The sequence below is a fragment of the Microbispora sp. KK1-11 genome (genome assembly GCF_006874435.1).
Taxonomy (GTDB): domain Bacteria; phylum Actinomycetota; class Actinomycetes; order Streptosporangiales; family Streptosporangiaceae; genus Microbispora; species Microbispora catharanthi.
The window spans coordinates 13,683-28,862 of sequence record NZ_VIRJ01000057.1; the positions used below are offsets into that span (position 1 = coordinate 13,683).

Genomic DNA, 15,180 nt, shown 5'->3' on the forward strand with positions numbered 1-15,180 from the left:
TGACAGGTGTGCACCTCTAGGTGTGACACTTATCCCAACGACCGCAACATTAACTGCATCATTAGCTGGTCGTGGAAGGACCACCATGAGATTGCCCAGGACCATCCTCGCGGGTATGGCGGCTTTGGCCCTCGCCGGTGTCGCAGCCTGCGGAGGAGGCGGCGATGAGACGCAGCGGCCGGCCGGCGCGACGGCTCTGTACGACGCCCTGCCCGACGGCATCAAGGAAGCGGGCGTCATCCGATTTGCCGGGGATTCCCACCCGCCCTATCGGATCGTCGCCAACGACGGCAAGACCGTCACGGGCATCGACAAGGAGTTGCAGGACGCCCTCGGCAAGGTGCTGGGGGTCCGCACCGAGATCTCGATCGTCAGTGGCCTGCCCGCGGCGCTGTCCGGCATGCTCGCCTCCCGGTACGACGCCTTCAACGGTCCGGTGAAGGACAGCGCCGATCGGGAGAAGCAGTTCGACGCGCTCGTGTGGATGGTCACCCGGACCTCCTACCTGATCCCCAAGGCGGGGTCCTCGGCCGTCAAGAGCTCAGGTGACCTGTGCGGCAAGCGCGTCGCGGGCACCGCCGGCAGCATCGTGGAGGACCAGGCCAAGCGCCTGACCGAATGGTGCGCCAAGCAGGGCAAGCCGGGGCTCGACTTCATCGGCTTCGCCGACACCAACGGCACCATCCTCGCCGCGAAGTCCGGCCGGGCGGACGCGGCCGGCATGACCGAGAGCGCCGCGCTCGACGTGCTCTCCAAGGAGAAGGACGCCTTCACGTACGTCACACAGACCGAGGAGCAGGGCGCCGGCGTCGACCAGCTGGCGATGCTCGTGCCCAAGTCCAGCGGCCTCGGCCCGGTCATGCTCGACGCGTTCAAGGAGATCTTCAAGAACGGCGAGTACAAGAAGATCATGGACAAGTACGGGCTCCAGAACGTGGCGGTGCCGGAGCCCAAGATGAACACCGCGGCGACGCAATGAGCGTGGCACCACAGACCATGGCGCCACCGGCCGTGGACGTCGCCGCCGCCCGTCCGCGCATCCGCCCCCTGCGGTGGGTGGCCGGGGTCGTGCTGCTCGTGCTCGTCGCGCAGTTCGCCTGGTTCCTCGTCACCAACCCGCGGTTCGAGTGGCCGGTGGTCGGCACGTACCTGTTCGACCCGAACGTCCTGCGCGGCCTGGGCATGACGCTGCTGCTCACCGTCATCGTGATGCTGCTCGGCAGCGTGCTCGGGGTGCTTCTCGCGGCGGGCAGGCTGAGCGCCTTCAGGCCGGTGGCCTGGGCCTGCGGCGTCTACGTCACGGTCTTCCGCAGCATTCCGCCCCTGGTCCAGCTGATCTTCTGGTTCAACCTCGGTTACCTGCTGCCGCGGATCCCGTTGGGCATCCCGTTCGGCCCGACGTTCGTCTCGTGGCCCACCAACTCCGTGATCAGCTCGTTGACCGCGGCCGTCATCGGGCTCACCCTGCACGAGGCCGCGTACATGGCCGAGATCGTCAGGGCCGGCATCCTGGCCGTGGACGGCGGCCAGCGTGACGCGGCCCGCGCGATGGGGTTCACGGCGAGGCAGAGCTTCGTCAAGGTCGTGCTCCCGCAGGCGATGCGGGTGATCGTCCCGCCCGCCGGCAGCGAGTTCATCAGCCTGCTCAAGGGCACCTCCCTGGTCAGCGTGATCGCGATGGCCGACCTGCTGTACTCCGTGCAGGTGATCTACAACAGGACCTACGAGATCGTGCCGATGCTGATCGTCGCCTGCGCCTGGTACCTGGTGGTGGTCATCAGCCTGTCCTTCGGCCAGCGGCGCCTGGAGCGGCACTTCGGAAAGGGGCAGCGGTGAGCGACACGCCGGTCCTGCGCATCCGCGACGTACGCAAGCGGTTCGGCGACCACGTGGCGCTCGACGGGGTGAGCCTGGACGTGCACGAGGGCGAGGTCGTCACCGTGATCGGCCCGTCCGGCTCGGGCAAGTCCACCCTGGCCCGCTGCGTCCACCAGCTGGAGAGCATCGACGGCGGGGCGATGTACCTCGACGGCGAGTTGCTCGGCTACGAGTTCCACCGCGGCCATCTGCGCCCCCTGCCGGACCGGCGCGTCGCCGCCCAGCGCGGCCGCATGGGCATGGTCTTCCAGCAGTTCAACCTGTTCGCGCACTGGAGCGTGCTGCGCAACGTCACCGAGGCGCAGGTGCAGGTCCACGGCCGGAGGCCGGAGGAGGCGCGCAAGGAGGCGCTGCGGCTGCTGGAGCGGGTGGGGCTCGCCGACAAGGCGGACGCCCATCCCCGGATGCTCTCGGGAGGGCAGCAGCAGCGCGTCGCCATCGCGAGGGCCCTGGCCACCCACCCGCGGATCATGCTGTTCGACGAGCCCACCAGCGCCCTGGACCCCGAGCTGGTGGACGAGGTGCTGAGCGTCGTGCTCGACCTGGCCCGCGGCGGCATGACCATGATCATCGTGACGCACGAGATGAGCTTCGCCCGCGAGGTGGCCGATCGGTGCGTCTTCATGGAGAAGGGCCGGATCGTCGAGTCGGGCACTCCCGAGGAGATCTTCGACAACCCCGCCTCGCCCCGCCTCAAGGCCTTCCTGTCGCGCTTCTCCGGGCGCGCGGCGCAGACCCCCGACGAACGCCTCCTGGAGGAGGAGACCAGCTCTTGAGCTTCACGGTAATGGCCGTCGGCGACCTCGTCGTCGACGAGCCCGACCCCGCGTCCTTCTTCGCCCCGGCCCGGGAGACGCTGGGCCGGGGCGATGTGGTGATCGGCCACATCGAGGTGCCCCACAGCACGTCCACCGCCCAGGTCAGCACCGACGTCCCCGCCCCGCCCGCCGATCCCGCCGCGCTCTCCGCGGTCGCCGACGCCGGCTTCCACGTGGTGACGCTCGCGGGCAACCACGTCTACGACGTCGGCGACCAGGGGGTGGCCGACACGATCATGTACGCGACCGAGGCCGGCCTGACGACCGTGGGCGCCGGCCTGACTCTCCAGGAGGCCCGCCGCCCCGCCGTCGTGGAGCGCGACGGCCTGCGGGTCGGGGTGCTCAGCTACAACTGCGTCGGTCCCCGGGAGTCCTGGGCGACCAGCCGCAAGCCCGGCTGTGCGTACATCAAGGTGCTGACCCACTACGAACTCGACCACGCCAGCCCCGGCGGGCCGCCCGCCGTCTACACCTTCGCCGACCCCGCCTCCCTGGAGCGGATGGCCGAGGACGTGGCGGCCCTGGCCGCCGAGGTGGACATCGTGACGGTGTCGATGCACAAGGGCGTCGGGCACACGCCCGCCGTGCTGGCGATGTACGAGCGGCCCGTGGCGCACGCCGCGATCGACGCCGGCGCGCACGCCGTGTTCGCCCACCACGCCCACATCATGCGCGGCGTCGAGATGTACCGCGGCAGGCCGATCTACCACGGCCTGGGCAACTTCGTGACCGTCACGCACGCGTTGACGCCCACCACGGGCGACGCGGGCGAACGAGCCGAGTGGGCGCGCCGCAGAGTCGAGCTGTACGGCTTCGCGCCCGACCCTGACATGCCGTACTACCCCTTCCACCCCGAGAGCCGGCACACCGCGATCGCGGTGTGCCGGTTCGACCGGGACGGCCTGGGCTCGGCAGGCCTGGTCTCGGCCGGAATCGTGCCCTGCTGGATCGACGGCGCGGGCCGGCCGGTGCCGCTCGGAGACGACGAGGAGGGGCGGCGGGTCGTGTCGTACATCGAGCACATCACGCGGCAGGCGGGCCTGAAGACGGAGTTTCACTGGGAGGGAGACGAGGTGGTGCTGCGTGGCTGACCGTCCGCTCGCCGGCCGCACGGTGATCGATCTGACCACCGCACTGTCCGGACCGTACGCGACCCTGTTGCTGGCCGGGCTCGGCGCCCGCGTGATCAAGGTGGAGAATCCGCTGACCGGCGGCGACACCTCCCGCAACAACGCCCCCTATCTCGGTGCGGACGGGCTGACGCTGGGCCGCCACGGGGACGACGACATGTCCGTGTCGATGCTCCTGCGGGGCCGCAACAAGCAGAGCGTCACGCTCAATCTCAAGCACCCCAAGGCCCGCGACATCCTGGCCGGTCTGGTCAAAGTGTCGGACATCATGATCGACAATTACAGCGCCGGCGTCATGACCCGGCTCGGCATCGGCCACGACTGGGCGAGCACGGTCAACCCGCGCATCGTGTGCACGTCGATTAGCGGCTTCGGCGCGCAGGGCGGTCCCGGTTCGGGCAAGGCGATGGACACCATCATCCAGGCGCTCAGCGGCGTGATGATGACCGCGGGCGCGCCCGGCGAGCCGCCTGTCCGCTTCGGGCTGCCGGTGGGCGACCTGGTCGCGCCGCTGTACGCGGTGATCGGCACGCTCGCCGCGGTCCTGCGGGCCGACGCGACCGGCCAGGGCCAGCACGTGGACGTGTCCATGCTGGGGGCGCTGACCTCGCTGGTCGCGTGCGAGCCGTTCGACGCCTACGAGAAGCTGGGCCTGCCCATGCGCACGGGGACGACCGTGCCCAGGCTGGCGCCGTTCGGCACGTTCCCCGCCGCGGACGGCTGGTTCGCGCTGTGCGGTCCCACCGACGCGTTCGCCCGCGGCCTGTTCGCTGCGATGGGGCGCGACGATCTGGCCGGAGACCCGCGGTTCGCCTCCAGGGACGCGCGCGTGGCCAACGCGGGCGAGCTGCACGAGCTGGTGGCCTCGTGGGCGGCGGACCGCCCGCTCGCCGTGATCCTCGATCTGCTCACCCGGCACGGCGTTCCCGCCGCCGAGGTGCGTGAGCCCGGCGACGCCGTACGCGACCCGCTCGTGCTGGAACGCGAGGAGGTCGTGCCGCTGGAGCATCCGCGCCACGGTCGCCAGGGGGACCTGTACGGGACCGGCGTGCCGATCCGCTTCTCCGCCTCCGAGGCGGGGCTCGACCGGCCGGCGCCCGCCCTCGGCGAGCACAACGCCGAAATCTACGGCGACCTGCTCGGCTACTCCGACGACGAACTCAAGGCCCTGGCCGAGGAGGGGGTGATCTGACATGCCCACGGCGCTGGCCGCGCTGGAGGAGGCGTACGCCCGGCGCGGCGCACCTCCGGCCCCCTCGAAGGGCCCGACCGGCGACAGGACGCCGGTCGTCGGCTACGTCGGAGCGGACATGCCGGTCGAACTCCTGACCGCCGCAGGGGTCCGCGCGTTCCGCCTCACGGGCGACCCGGAGTCCGGCTCCGCGCTCGGAGACCGCTACCTGGGCCGCGGGGTGGACCCGATGGCCCGCTCGGTGCTCACCCGGCTGCTCGCCGGGTCCTTCGGCGACCTGGATCGCATCGTGGTCTCGCACGACTGCGAGGCGTCCCTGCGGCTGTTCTACGCGCTGCGCGAGCTGCGCCGCGTGGAACCGGGCACGGGACTGCCCGAGGTGTACCTCGTGGACATCCTGCACCTGCCGCACCGCACGACCGCCCGGTACAACCGTCGCAGGATCGGCGAGTTCGCGGCCAGGCTGGAGGCCTGGACCGGCCGTCCCCTCGACCTCGCCGGGGCGGTGGCGGCGCACGACGAGCGGCGCCGCCTGCTGGCCGCCGCCGCCGAGCTGCGCAGGGCCGTGCCCGCCCGCCTGACGGGGCGGCAGTTCCTCGCGGTGGCCGGCGCGGCCCTGCCCGTGGACGAGCACATCGCGCTGCTGGAACGGCTGCTGGCCGAGGCCGGACAGCTCGAAGAACACGCCGGGCGGCGCGTCTTCCTGAGCGGCAGCGACCACGACACGCCGCACGTGTACGAGGCCGTCGAGTCCGAGGGCTACGTGATCGTCGGCGAGGACCACTCCTTCGGCGGCCTGTCATCGGGAAGGCCCGTCGGCGCGGGCGGCCTGGACGCGCTGGCCGAGCATTACCACTACAGCGGTCCGACCGCCCACCGGGCGACCGTGAGCGAGCGCGCCGCGCACGCGGCGAGGGCCGTACGGCACTGCCGGGCCGAGCTCTTCTGCGCCTATTCCAGGACCGGCGACGAGGCCCCGGCCTGGGACTTCCCCGCGCAGCGCGCGGCGCTCGACATCCCCGCCGTGCTGCTGGAGCGCCAGGACTACGGGCGTGCCGACCTGACCGCCCTGCGGAAGGAACTTCCATGCGCAGTGTGAAATCCCTGGCCACGGCGGCCGAGGCGGGCAGGCACCAGCGCGAATGGTTCGCCGACCTGCGGCGCCGGGTCGCGGCCGGCGAGCCGTTCGCCCTGCTGAACGCGGACGTCCCGCACGAGATCTTCCGCACGATGGACATCCCGTATGCGGTCAGCCAATGGTGGGCGTCCCTGGTGGCCGCCAAGCAGCGCTCGGGCCACTACCTGGAGCTGGTGCGGCAGCGCGGCTACCCCGACTACTCCGAGCAGTACAACTCGGTCACCCTCGGCTCCGCCTTCGATCCGGAACCGGAGGCCGGCCCGTGGGGCGGCCTGCCCAAACCGGACATCGTCGTCGGCGACGCCTCCGGCGACGTCACCCGCAAGGTCTTCGACATCTGGGGTCACGAGCCAGGGGTCACCTTCTACCCGCTGGAAAGCGCCGCCGAGAACGAGGTCCCCGTCAACTGGTGGGAGCTCATGCCGCACCGCTGGGAGCAGGCCGTCGGCCCGGCCAGACTGGATCTGCTCACCGCGGAGCTGGAGAACCTCGTCAGGTTCCTGGAGACCACCACCGGCAGGCGGTTCGGCGCGTCCCGCTTCCGCGAGGTGATGGCGCTGGTCAACGAGCAGGAGGAGTGGAACAGGAAGACACGCGACCTCATCGCCCGCACCCGGCCGGCCCCGCTCAGCGTCGTCGACAGCATCCCCAGCGTCATGCTTCCCCAATGGCACCGTGGCACCGAGTGGGCCCGGGACATCGCCAAGCGTTTCTATGAGGAGGTGCGCGACCGGGTCGACGCGGGCCACGCCGCGTGCCCGGGGGAGCGGGCCCGGCTGATGTGGATCGGCCGCGGCCTCTGGTACGACATGGGCTTCTACCAGCGCTTCCAGGACGAGTACGGTGCGGTGTTCGTCTGGTCGATGTACCTGGCCATCGCCGCCGACGGCTACATCCGCTACGGCGACGACCCCATGAGGGCGCTGGCGGCGCGCTTCGCCGCCTTCACCGACCAGCTCTACACCCCGCCGTGGTCGAGCGAGTGGTACGTGAAGGAGGCCCGCCTGCACGGCATCGACGGCGTGGTCCACCTGGTCTCCGACGACCCGCGCGGCAGCTACTTCACCGCCAGGGCACTGGAGGCCGCCGGGTTCCCGGTGATCGAGATTCACGCCGACAACGTCGACGCCCGCACCTTCGACGACGAGGTGGTCAAGCGCGTCGGCCAGTGGCTGGAGAACGTCGTCCTGGCCTGACGTGGATGCCGACGTGGTAGCGCTCCTCCTGAGGCGGCCGCGTCCTGTGCGCCCGACGTACGTCTCACTCCTTCGGCGGTGCCGGCTCCGATTCGCCGTGCGAGCCGACCGGCCCGTCCCTTCGCAGACGCCCAGGCGGGCGACCACCTCGATGACGCTCCCCGGCACAGACGTTGGGCAAATCTTTGACGATCGTCATGAAAGCGTCCTATATTCCAATCAATCGCCGTACAACTCAGGGGGAACCCATGGATCTTTCCGGCAAGGTCGCCGTCGTCACAGGTGCGGGCCGCGGGCTCGGCCGCGCATACGCCGAAGCGCTTGCCGCGGCCGGGGCGGCGGTGGTCGTCAACGACGTGGACGCCGACGCGGCCGCGCAGGTCGTCGAGGCCGTCACCGGCAACGGCGGCGAGGCGCGGAGCGTCGTCGCCCCGGTCGGATCCGCCGAGGTGGCCGACCGGCTGGTGGCCACCGCGGTCAAGGAGTTCGGACGGCTGGATGTGATGGTCACCAACGCCGGCATCCTGCGCGACCGGGTGCTGTGGAAGATGTCGGACGACGACTTCGACGCGGTGATCGATGTGCACCTGCGCGGCACGTTCACCTGCGCCCGGGCCGCGGCGATCCGGATGCGCGAGCAGGGGAGTGGGGGCCGGCTGATCCTGATCTCCTCGCCGGCAGGCCAGCGCGGGAACTTCGGGCAGACCAACTACGCGGCGGCCAAGGCCGGCATCGTGGCGATGGCCAGGACCTGGGCGATGGAGCTGGCCAGGGCGAACATCACGGTGAACGCGGTCGTCCCGGTGGCGGCCACCGAGATGACCAAGACCATTCCCGCGTTCGCGCCGATCATCGAGGAGTCCGAGCGGACCGGCCGCCCGTTCCCGGGCTGGTTGCGCAGGGACGAGGGGCTGGGCACGGTCGAGGACGTGGCGGGGCTCATCGTGTTCCTCGCCTCGGACGCCTCCGCGGGTGTGACCGGCCAGGCGATCGGGATCGGCGGCGACCGCCTCGCGCTGTGGTCGCACCCCGCTGAGAAGGCTGTCGCGTTCGCCGACGGAGGGTGGACGGCCGGGACCATCGCCGCCTCCTGGCAGTCGGGAGTCGGCGCCGAGCCGGAGACGTACGGCATCCCCGCGCCCAAGGTTCCCGCCTCGGACGCTCAGGGGGTCTGACATGACGGCCATGAACGTCGCCGATCTGGTCGCGATCGACGTGCACACCCACGCGGAGATCTCCAAGGACGGGCACGGCTCGCTGAGCCCGGAGCTGTTCGGCGCCTCGGAGGACTACTTCAAGGCCCACGGGCACCGGCAGCCGACCATCGCGGAGATGGCCGCGTACTACGCGGAGCGGAAGATGGCCGCGGTGGTGTTCACCGTGGACGCCGAGCACGCCACCGGGCACCCGCGCATCTCGAACGAAGAGGTCGCGGAGAGCTGCGCCGAGCACGCCGACGTGCTGATCCCGTTCGCCAGTGTCGATCCCTGGAAGGGCCGGGCGGGCGTGCGCGAGGCGCGGCGGCTGGTCCAGGAGTACGGCGTGCGCGGGTTCAAGTTCCACCCGAGCATCCAGGGCATCGCCCCCAACGACCCCGTGGCGTACCCGCTGTACGAGGCGATCGAGGAGCTGGGTGTTCCGGCGTTGTTCCACACCGGGCAGACCGGCATCGGCGCGGGCGTCCCCGGCGGGGGCGGCATCCGGCTCAAGTACGGCAATCCCATGCTCGTGGACGACGTCGCCGTCGACTTCCCCGAGTTGCGGATCATCCTGGCCCACCCGTCGTTCCCGTGGCAGGACGAGGCGCTGGCCGTCGCCACGCACAAGCCGTACGTCTACATCGATCTGTCGGGGTGGTCGCCGAAGTACTTCCCGCCGCAGCTCGTGCGGTACGCCAACACGCTGCTGAAGGACAAGGTGCTCTTCGGCTCCGACTACCCGGTGATCACCCCGGACCGCTGGCTGGCCGACTTCGACAAGCTCGAGATCAAGCCCGAGGTCCGCCCGAAGATCCTGAAGGACAACGCCGTACGCCTGCTCGGGCTCGGCACGCAGGAGAGGACGACAGACGCATGACCACCACCGCGCACGGGCTCGACGAGATCAGGGCGCTGGCCGGCAAGGATCTCGGCCACAGCGGCTGGCTGGAGATCGGCCAGGAGCGGGTGAACACCTTCGCCGACGCCACCGACGACCACCAGTGGATCCACGTCGACCCCGACAGGGCCAAGGACGGCCCGTTCGGCGGCACGATCGCCCACGGCTACCTCACCCTGTCCCTGGTCATCCCGCTGTTCAACGAACTGCTCGACATCCAGGGCGTGAAGATGAGCATCAACTACGGCCTGGAGAAGGTCCGCTTCCCCAGCCCGGTCAAGGTCGGCAGCAGGATCCGCCTCGCCGCCGCCGTCGTCTCCGTCGAGGACGTCCCCGGCGACGGCGTCCAGATGCTGCTCGACTTCACCGTCGAGATCGAAGGTGCGAACAAGCCGGCCTGCGTCGCCCGGGCGATCTACCGGCACTACGCCTGAACCCGTGATCGGGCGCCGTTCGCGGCGCCGCCCCCGTCCACTCCCAGGTCGGCCTCGTCGTCGATCCCGAGCTGCCGTGCCTGCTCGGTCTTGGTGCCTTCCCTGATCCCCCAGCTCACAGGAGGTCGAACACCGATGCGCAACGCCGGACTGGGAGGGTGGCCCGCCCGCCGGGCCCAGATGACACCGGACAGGACCGCGTTCATCTTCGCGGACCGGCCCGTCACCTACGCCGAGGTTCATGATCGGACGACACGGCTGGCGTCGCGGTTGCGTGCGGCGGGGGTGGAGCCCGGTGATCGGGTCGCCTACCTCGGCCGCAATCACGTCGCCTTCGTCGAGACGATGTTCGCCTCGCATCAGCTCGGGGCGATCTTCGTGCCGCTGAACTTCCGTCTCGCCGCGCCCGAGATCGGTTACATGCTGGACCACTCGGGCGCCAAGGTGCTGGTCTACGCGCCCGAGTGCACCGAGGTGGTCCGAGCCCTGCCGCCGGACATCGCGGCTCCCCTTCGGCAGGTCGTCGCCCTCGGCGCCCCGGGGCCGGGGGAGCGGCATTACGAGACCTGGCTCGCGGAGGGCGATCCCACCCCGATCGACACGCCTGTGCGGCTGGACGACACGGCGCTCATCCTCTACACCTCGGGCACGACCGGGCGGCCCAAGGGCGCGATGCTCACCCACGGCAACCTTGTGTGGAACTGCTTCAACCTCCTGCTCGGCGTCGATGTCACCAGCGACGAGGTGACGCTGATCAGCGCGCCGCTTTTCCACGTCGCCGCCCTGAACCAGACCTTGCTGCCGACCTTCCTCAAAGGCGGGTCCTCGGTGATCATGCCGTCGTGGGACGTGGACGAGTGTTACGACCTCATGGAGAAGTACGAGGTCACCTGGATGTTCGGGGTCACCACGATGTTCGCCGCGTTCGCCCGGTCGCCCAGGTGGGCGGGCGCTGACCTGTCCTCGCTGCGTACCCTGATGTCCGGGGGTGCGGCGATCCCTGCCGCGCTGATCCGCACCTACCAGGAACGGGGCCTGGTGTTCTGCCAGGGATACGGGCTCACCGAGACCGCTCCCGGCGCCACCTTCCTCGAGGCCAGCCAGAGCGTGCGCAAGGTGGGCTCGGCAGGAGTGCCGGTGTTCTTCGCCAATGTGCGGGTCGTCCGGCCCGACGGCACGGACGCGGCGACGGGACAGCCGGGTGAGGTGCTCATTCAAGGGCCGAACGTGACCCCCGGCTACTGGCGCAACCCGGAGGCGACCGCCGCCGCGTTCTCCGACGGCGGCTGGTTCCGCTCCGGCGACGTCGCCGTTCTGGACGAGGAGGGCCACCTCTACGTCGTCGACCGGGTCAAGGACATGTACATCTCGGGCGGGGAGAACGTCTACCCGGCCGAAGTCGAAGCAGCGATCTTCGAGCATCCGGCCATCGCCGAGGTTGCCGTGCTCGGCGTACCCGACGCCACATGGGGCGAGGTCGGCCGCGCGTTCGTGGTGCTCCGCCCCGGCACGAACGTCACCGCCGATGAGCTCCGTGACTTTCTCCGCCCTCGCCTGGCCAAATACAAAATACCCGTCCATTTCGACATCACGGACGACCTGCCGAAGACGGGCTCGGGAAAGATCCAAAAACTCCGGCTGCGGAGCCTTCCGCTGCCGAACGCCGGCAGCTCCGCTTCTACGGCGTGACCACGGTCCACGTCCAGGACGACCGCGGCGGCGCCGATACACCCAGCCGATACACCCAGCCGACGCACCGGGCCGACACACCGGGCCCATGCACCGGGCCGGGACGTTTCCCGCGCCGGGTGAGACCGGGGACGGTTGTGACCTGCACCGGCTCCGCGGGTGATGAATGTTTCAGCGACGGGCGCGCGCGTACGACGTGGGCCGGGGCGAGTACGCGGTGGTGGAACGGTAGGTAAGGGTCGAAGCCCTTGCGGACGAGCACGGTCGCGTTCTTGACGGGCCGGTCCGTGTCGTATTTGCTCCGTTCACCACCACCGGGCTGAGGGAACGCTGAGAAGCCCAATTGTTAGCGCTAACAGTTGATGGCCGTTCCCCGCACAGGTGCGGAGCCGAGATCCGGTCACGGGAGCGCCGCAGGCCCTCGGTCTTGCCCCCGCGCCCGCTGCCAGGTCCGCGGACAGCATCCGAACCACCACTGGAGGGCTGAGATGAAACCGCCCAACCATCCGAAGGATCGGTCACGGGGCCGCGCCATCGGTCTGGCCGCCGTTCTGGCCGCGGCCACCGCCGTCGCGGCCGGCCTGGCGATGCCCGCGCAGGCGGCGTCGACGCTGAAGGCGTCGGCCGAGGCCAAGGGGCGGTACTTCGGCACCGCGCTGACGCGGGGCGACCTCGGCATCAGCGCCGAGGCCAACCTCGCCGCGGCCCAGTTCGACATGGTGACCCCCGGCAACGAGATGAAGTGGGACGCCACCGAGCCGTCCAGAGGCTCGTTCAACTTCGGGTCGGGTGACCAGATCGTCTCCTTCGCCCAGTCCCACGGCATGCGGGTACGCGGGCACAACCTGGTGTGGCACGCCCAGTTGCCCGCCTGGGTCAGCAGCCTGCCGCTGAACCAGGTCCAGGGCGTGATGGAGAACCACATCACCACCGAGGCCACCCACTACAAGGGGAAGGTCTACGCCTGGGACGTCGTCAACGAGCCGTACAACGAGGACGGCACGCTGCGCCAGGACGTGTTCTACAAGGCGATGGGCGCCAACTACATCGCGAACGCGTTGCGGGCCGCGCACGCCGCCGACCCGAACGCCAAGCTGTACATCAACGACTACAACATCGAGGGCACCAACGCCAAGAGCAACGCGCTCTACTCGCTGGCGCAGTCGCTGGTGTCTCAGGGCGTTCCGCTGCACGGCATCGGTTTCGAGAGCCACTTCGTCGTCGGCCAGATTCCCTCGTCCCTGCAGGCGAACATGCAGCGCTTCGCCAACCTGGGCCTGGACGTCGCCATCACCGAACTCGACGACCGCATCCCGATGCCGGCCGACTCTTCCGAACTGCAGCAGCAGGGCAGCGACTACGGCAAGGTCGTGAACGCCTGCCTGGCGGTCTCCCGCTGCGTCGGCGTCTCGCAGTGGGGCGTGGACGACGGTCATTCCTGGATCCCCGGGACGTTCCCCGGTTATGGCGCCCCCATGATGTGGGACTCCGGTTACCAGCCCAAGCCCGCCTACACCGCGGCGCTGAACGCCCTCAACAGCGCTCCCGGGACCTCACCGAGCCCGACCCCGCCGGTGAGCCCGAGCCCGACCCCGCCGGCCAGCCCCAGCCCCACTCCTCCGGTCACGGGCGCGTGCTCCGCGACCATGACGACGACCAACAGCTGGCCGGGCGGGTTCCAGTCGGAGGTCACGGTCCGCGCGGGTGGTTCGGCGGTGAACGGCTGGACCGTGAAGTGGACCTGGCCGGGCGGGCAGACCATCAGCAGCCTGTGGAACGGCACGCAGAGCGGGTCCGGCTCCAGCGTCACCGTCCGCAACGCCTCCTACAACGGCTCCCTCGGCGCCGGGGCGTCCACCACCTTCGGCTTCACCGCCAACGGCGGCGCGGCCACCCCGTCCGTCACCTGCACCAGCCCCTGACCCCGTCACGGGACGGCGCCGAGATCGGGCCGGGACTTCAGTCCCGGCCCGTCGTGGTGATCGCCGTTCCGATCCGGCCCCCGATCACCTGGAGCTCCTTCAGCGCCGGGCGCTCGCCCGGTTGCGCCAGGCGAGGCCGAGCCAGGCCGCGATGGCGAGGAGCGCCACGAGAGCGATGATGCCGATCTTGAGGGGCATCCCCATCGCGCCTTCGTCGTCCGCCGCGGCCGACGTCGCCGCGGCCTTGGCCTGGTCCGGTGCCGGCCCGGTCGCCGCCACGGGCGAGGCGGCGATGTCTCCCGCCTTCACCTTCACCGTGGCATGTGCTTTGCCGGGCTCGGTCGCGGTCACCTTGACCTGCCACTCGCCGCTCGGCAGCGGCTCGGCGGAGTGGTAGAGATTCTGGCCCTCGGGTGCCGACCTGAGCGGCACCGGGCCGAAGGAACGGCCGTCGGTCGAGGTCGCGGTCAGCGTCGCATCGAGGATCTCCGTGACGGGATGGCCGTCCTTCTTGTACGTCACCAGCACGTTGACGTTGTCGGCGCCGTCTCCCGTCACCTCCAGCTTGATCGCTCCGCCGTGGGCGGAGGCCGCCGGCGCGCCGAGCATCAGCACGAGCCCGGCCATCAGGGCGGTGAGGACGTATGTCAGTGGCTTGTTCACGAGTCGTGACTCCCCTCGGGTTCGGCGTCGGGGGTGAGCTCCCCTTCGCCGGGTGATGTCGGCAGGAACACGTGCTGGTGACCGTAGCCCGCGTCGACGTTCACGGCGTCGAGGGCGGTGGCTCCGACCGACCAGGTGAAGAGCGCGTCGGCGCGTTGCCGTACGGCCAGGTCCAGCGCGGTGGTGCGGGCCGGTCCTGTGAGGTCCCGCGCGGCCGCGTAGGTGTCGACGGTCGTGGCGATCTGCCGTACGGCGGAGGCGAGACTCGACCTCGCCACGTTGGTGGCGGTCTCACCGGACGGCGGGTCGGCGAAGCCTTCGACGGCCGCGGTGGCCGCCTTCCGCCAGCTCTCGACGTCGGCGGCGGTCACCAGGGCCGGCCCCGCGGTGCCGTCGGCGGGCATGGCGCGGCTCAGTCCGTCGAGCACGGGGACGAGCCGGTCCCGCGTGGTGCGGGCCAGCTCCGTCAGGGTCTTGATCTGCGTCTTGTCCCGGAGGGCGGACTCGGCGCGGATCTGGTCGGCCATCTGCTCGATCGAGCTCGGCCGGGTCACTCCGAACACCACACCGCCGGCGACGATCGCGCCGAGCGCGAAAGCGACCGTGAGGGCGAGCACGCGGCCCCAAATCGGACGCCGGACCGGCGTCGGGTGCCTGGGTCGGTTGATGGTCGCCACCTCCTGAGGGGCGGATGTCGGTGTCGGGGTGGAAGAGGATCTTCGCGCCACGCGTCGGGGGTGGCCTGTGGGTGCTTCAGCGGGGCGGGGGTTCCTCCCGCCCGCGCACTCCGGTGTTCAGGTCCCGAGAGGGGTGCCGCGGCCGGTGAGGATGATCAGTTTTTCGATTCGCCTGCGGCGGCGGGCGCTGGTGATGCGGATGGCGAGGAAGGCGAGGACGAGGAGGGCCAGGAGGGTGAGCTGGGGCCAGGGGATGGCCCAGACGGTGGTGTCGATCGCGACGCGTTCGGCGGTGACGCCGGGCAGGGGTTTGCCGGCGGGGGCGGGGATGGCCATGATCGTGGTG

16 protein-coding genes are annotated in these 15,180 nt (G+C 70.4%); 12 read left to right on the forward strand and 4 right to left on the reverse strand.

Translation table 11 applies throughout. From position 1 onward, the window contains the following. The first annotated feature begins 115 nt into the window (after positions 1–115). From FLW16_RS41755 to FLW16_RS41800, 10 genes are all read left to right on the forward strand, one after another. Entirely contained in the window at positions 116–979 is an 864-nt protein-coding gene (locus FLW16_RS41755) for a transporter substrate-binding domain-containing protein (protein WP_260616177.1), read from the forward strand. Beyond that, entirely contained in the window at positions 976–1,836 is an 861-nt protein-coding gene (locus tag FLW16_RS41760) for an amino acid ABC transporter permease (RefSeq protein WP_142566528.1), read from the forward strand. The genes FLW16_RS41755 and FLW16_RS41760 overlap by 4 nt, the downstream gene beginning before the upstream one ends. Next, entirely contained in the window at positions 1,833–2,654 is an 822-nt protein-coding gene (locus FLW16_RS41765) for an amino acid ABC transporter ATP-binding protein (RefSeq protein WP_142566529.1), read from the forward strand. Before FLW16_RS41760 ends, FLW16_RS41765 begins: the two co-directional genes overlap by 4 nt. Then, positions 2,651–3,787 carry a CapA family protein gene (locus FLW16_RS41770; protein ID WP_260616179.1) on the forward strand — a complete coding sequence of 379 codons (1,137 nt, stop codon included), beginning with the start codon at positions 2,651–2,653 and terminating at the stop codon, positions 3,785–3,787. Before FLW16_RS41765 ends, FLW16_RS41770 begins: the two co-directional genes overlap by 4 nt. Beyond that, positions 3,780–5,018, forward strand: a complete 1,239-nt coding sequence (locus FLW16_RS41775; RefSeq protein ID WP_142566530.1) for a CaiB/BaiF CoA-transferase family protein — start codon at positions 3,780–3,782, stop codon at positions 5,016–5,018. The genes FLW16_RS41770 and FLW16_RS41775 overlap by 8 nt, the downstream gene beginning before the upstream one ends. A 1-nt stretch (position 5,019) precedes the next feature. Next, positions 5,020–6,117: a 2-hydroxyacyl-CoA dehydratase family protein gene (locus FLW16_RS41780; protein ID WP_142566531.1), complete on the forward strand. Its 1,098-nt coding sequence runs from the start codon at positions 5,020–5,022 to the stop codon at positions 6,115–6,117. After that, positions 6,105–7,352, forward strand: a complete 1,248-nt coding sequence (locus FLW16_RS41785) for a 2-hydroxyacyl-CoA dehydratase family protein (protein WP_185949838.1) — start codon at positions 6,105–6,107, stop codon at positions 7,350–7,352. Before FLW16_RS41780 ends, FLW16_RS41785 begins: the two co-directional genes overlap by 13 nt. Before the next feature lie 248 nt (positions 7,353–7,600). Continuing rightward, a complete protein-coding gene (locus FLW16_RS41790) occupies positions 7,601–8,527 on the forward strand; it encodes an SDR family NAD(P)-dependent oxidoreductase (protein WP_142566532.1) in 927 nt (308 codons plus the stop codon). 10 nt (positions 8,528–8,537) lie between these two features. Further along, positions 8,538–9,428, forward strand: a complete 891-nt coding sequence (locus FLW16_RS41795; protein ID WP_142566543.1) for an amidohydrolase family protein — start codon at positions 8,538–8,540, stop codon at positions 9,426–9,428. Further along, positions 9,425–9,883 (forward strand): MaoC family dehydratase, encoded by a 459-nt coding sequence (locus tag FLW16_RS41800; protein WP_142566533.1) that lies wholly within the window; start codon positions 9,425–9,427, stop codon positions 9,881–9,883. The genes FLW16_RS41795 and FLW16_RS41800 overlap by 4 nt, the downstream gene beginning before the upstream one ends. On the opposite strand, the gene FLW16_RS45775 is transcribed toward FLW16_RS41800, so the two are convergent. Beyond that, positions 9,874–10,002 carry a hypothetical protein gene (locus tag FLW16_RS45775; RefSeq protein WP_260616181.1) on the reverse strand — a complete coding sequence of 43 codons (129 nt, stop codon included), beginning with the start codon at positions 10,000–10,002 and terminating at the stop codon, positions 9,874–9,876. The two genes, FLW16_RS41800 and FLW16_RS45775, sit on opposite strands and share 10 nt — an antisense overlap. A 16-nt stretch (positions 10,003–10,018) precedes the next feature. Between FLW16_RS45775 and FLW16_RS41805 the strand changes: the two genes are divergently transcribed. Both FLW16_RS41805 and FLW16_RS41810 read left to right on the forward strand, forming a co-directional pair. Continuing rightward, on the forward strand, positions 10,019–11,572 hold the full coding sequence (locus FLW16_RS41805; protein ID WP_142566534.1) for a long-chain fatty acid--CoA ligase: 1,554 nt from the start codon (positions 10,019–10,021) through the stop codon (positions 11,570–11,572). Positions 11,573–12,060: 488 nt separating this feature from the next. Continuing rightward, complete coding sequence (locus FLW16_RS41810) at positions 12,061–13,494, forward strand: endo-1,4-beta-xylanase (RefSeq protein ID WP_142566535.1); 1,434 nt, start codon at positions 12,061–12,063, stop codon at positions 13,492–13,494. 99 nt (positions 13,495–13,593) lie between these two features. Here FLW16_RS41810 and FLW16_RS41815 read toward each other — a convergent pair whose 3' ends face one another. The 3 genes from FLW16_RS41815 to FLW16_RS41825 form a co-directional block, all read right to left on the reverse strand. Beyond that, complete coding sequence (locus FLW16_RS41815; RefSeq protein ID WP_142566536.1) at positions 13,594–14,157, reverse strand: hypothetical protein; 564 nt, start codon at positions 14,155–14,157, stop codon at positions 13,594–13,596. Then, positions 14,154–14,774: a hypothetical protein gene (locus FLW16_RS41820; protein WP_142566537.1), complete on the reverse strand. Its 621-nt coding sequence runs from the start codon at positions 14,772–14,774 to the stop codon at positions 14,154–14,156. Before FLW16_RS41820 ends, FLW16_RS41815 begins: the two co-directional genes overlap by 4 nt. 177 nt (positions 14,775–14,951) lie before the next feature. Then, positions 14,952–15,180, reverse strand: a 229-nt coding sequence (locus FLW16_RS41825) for a hypothetical protein (protein ID WP_221891570.1), incomplete at its 5' end; no start/stop codon positions are given.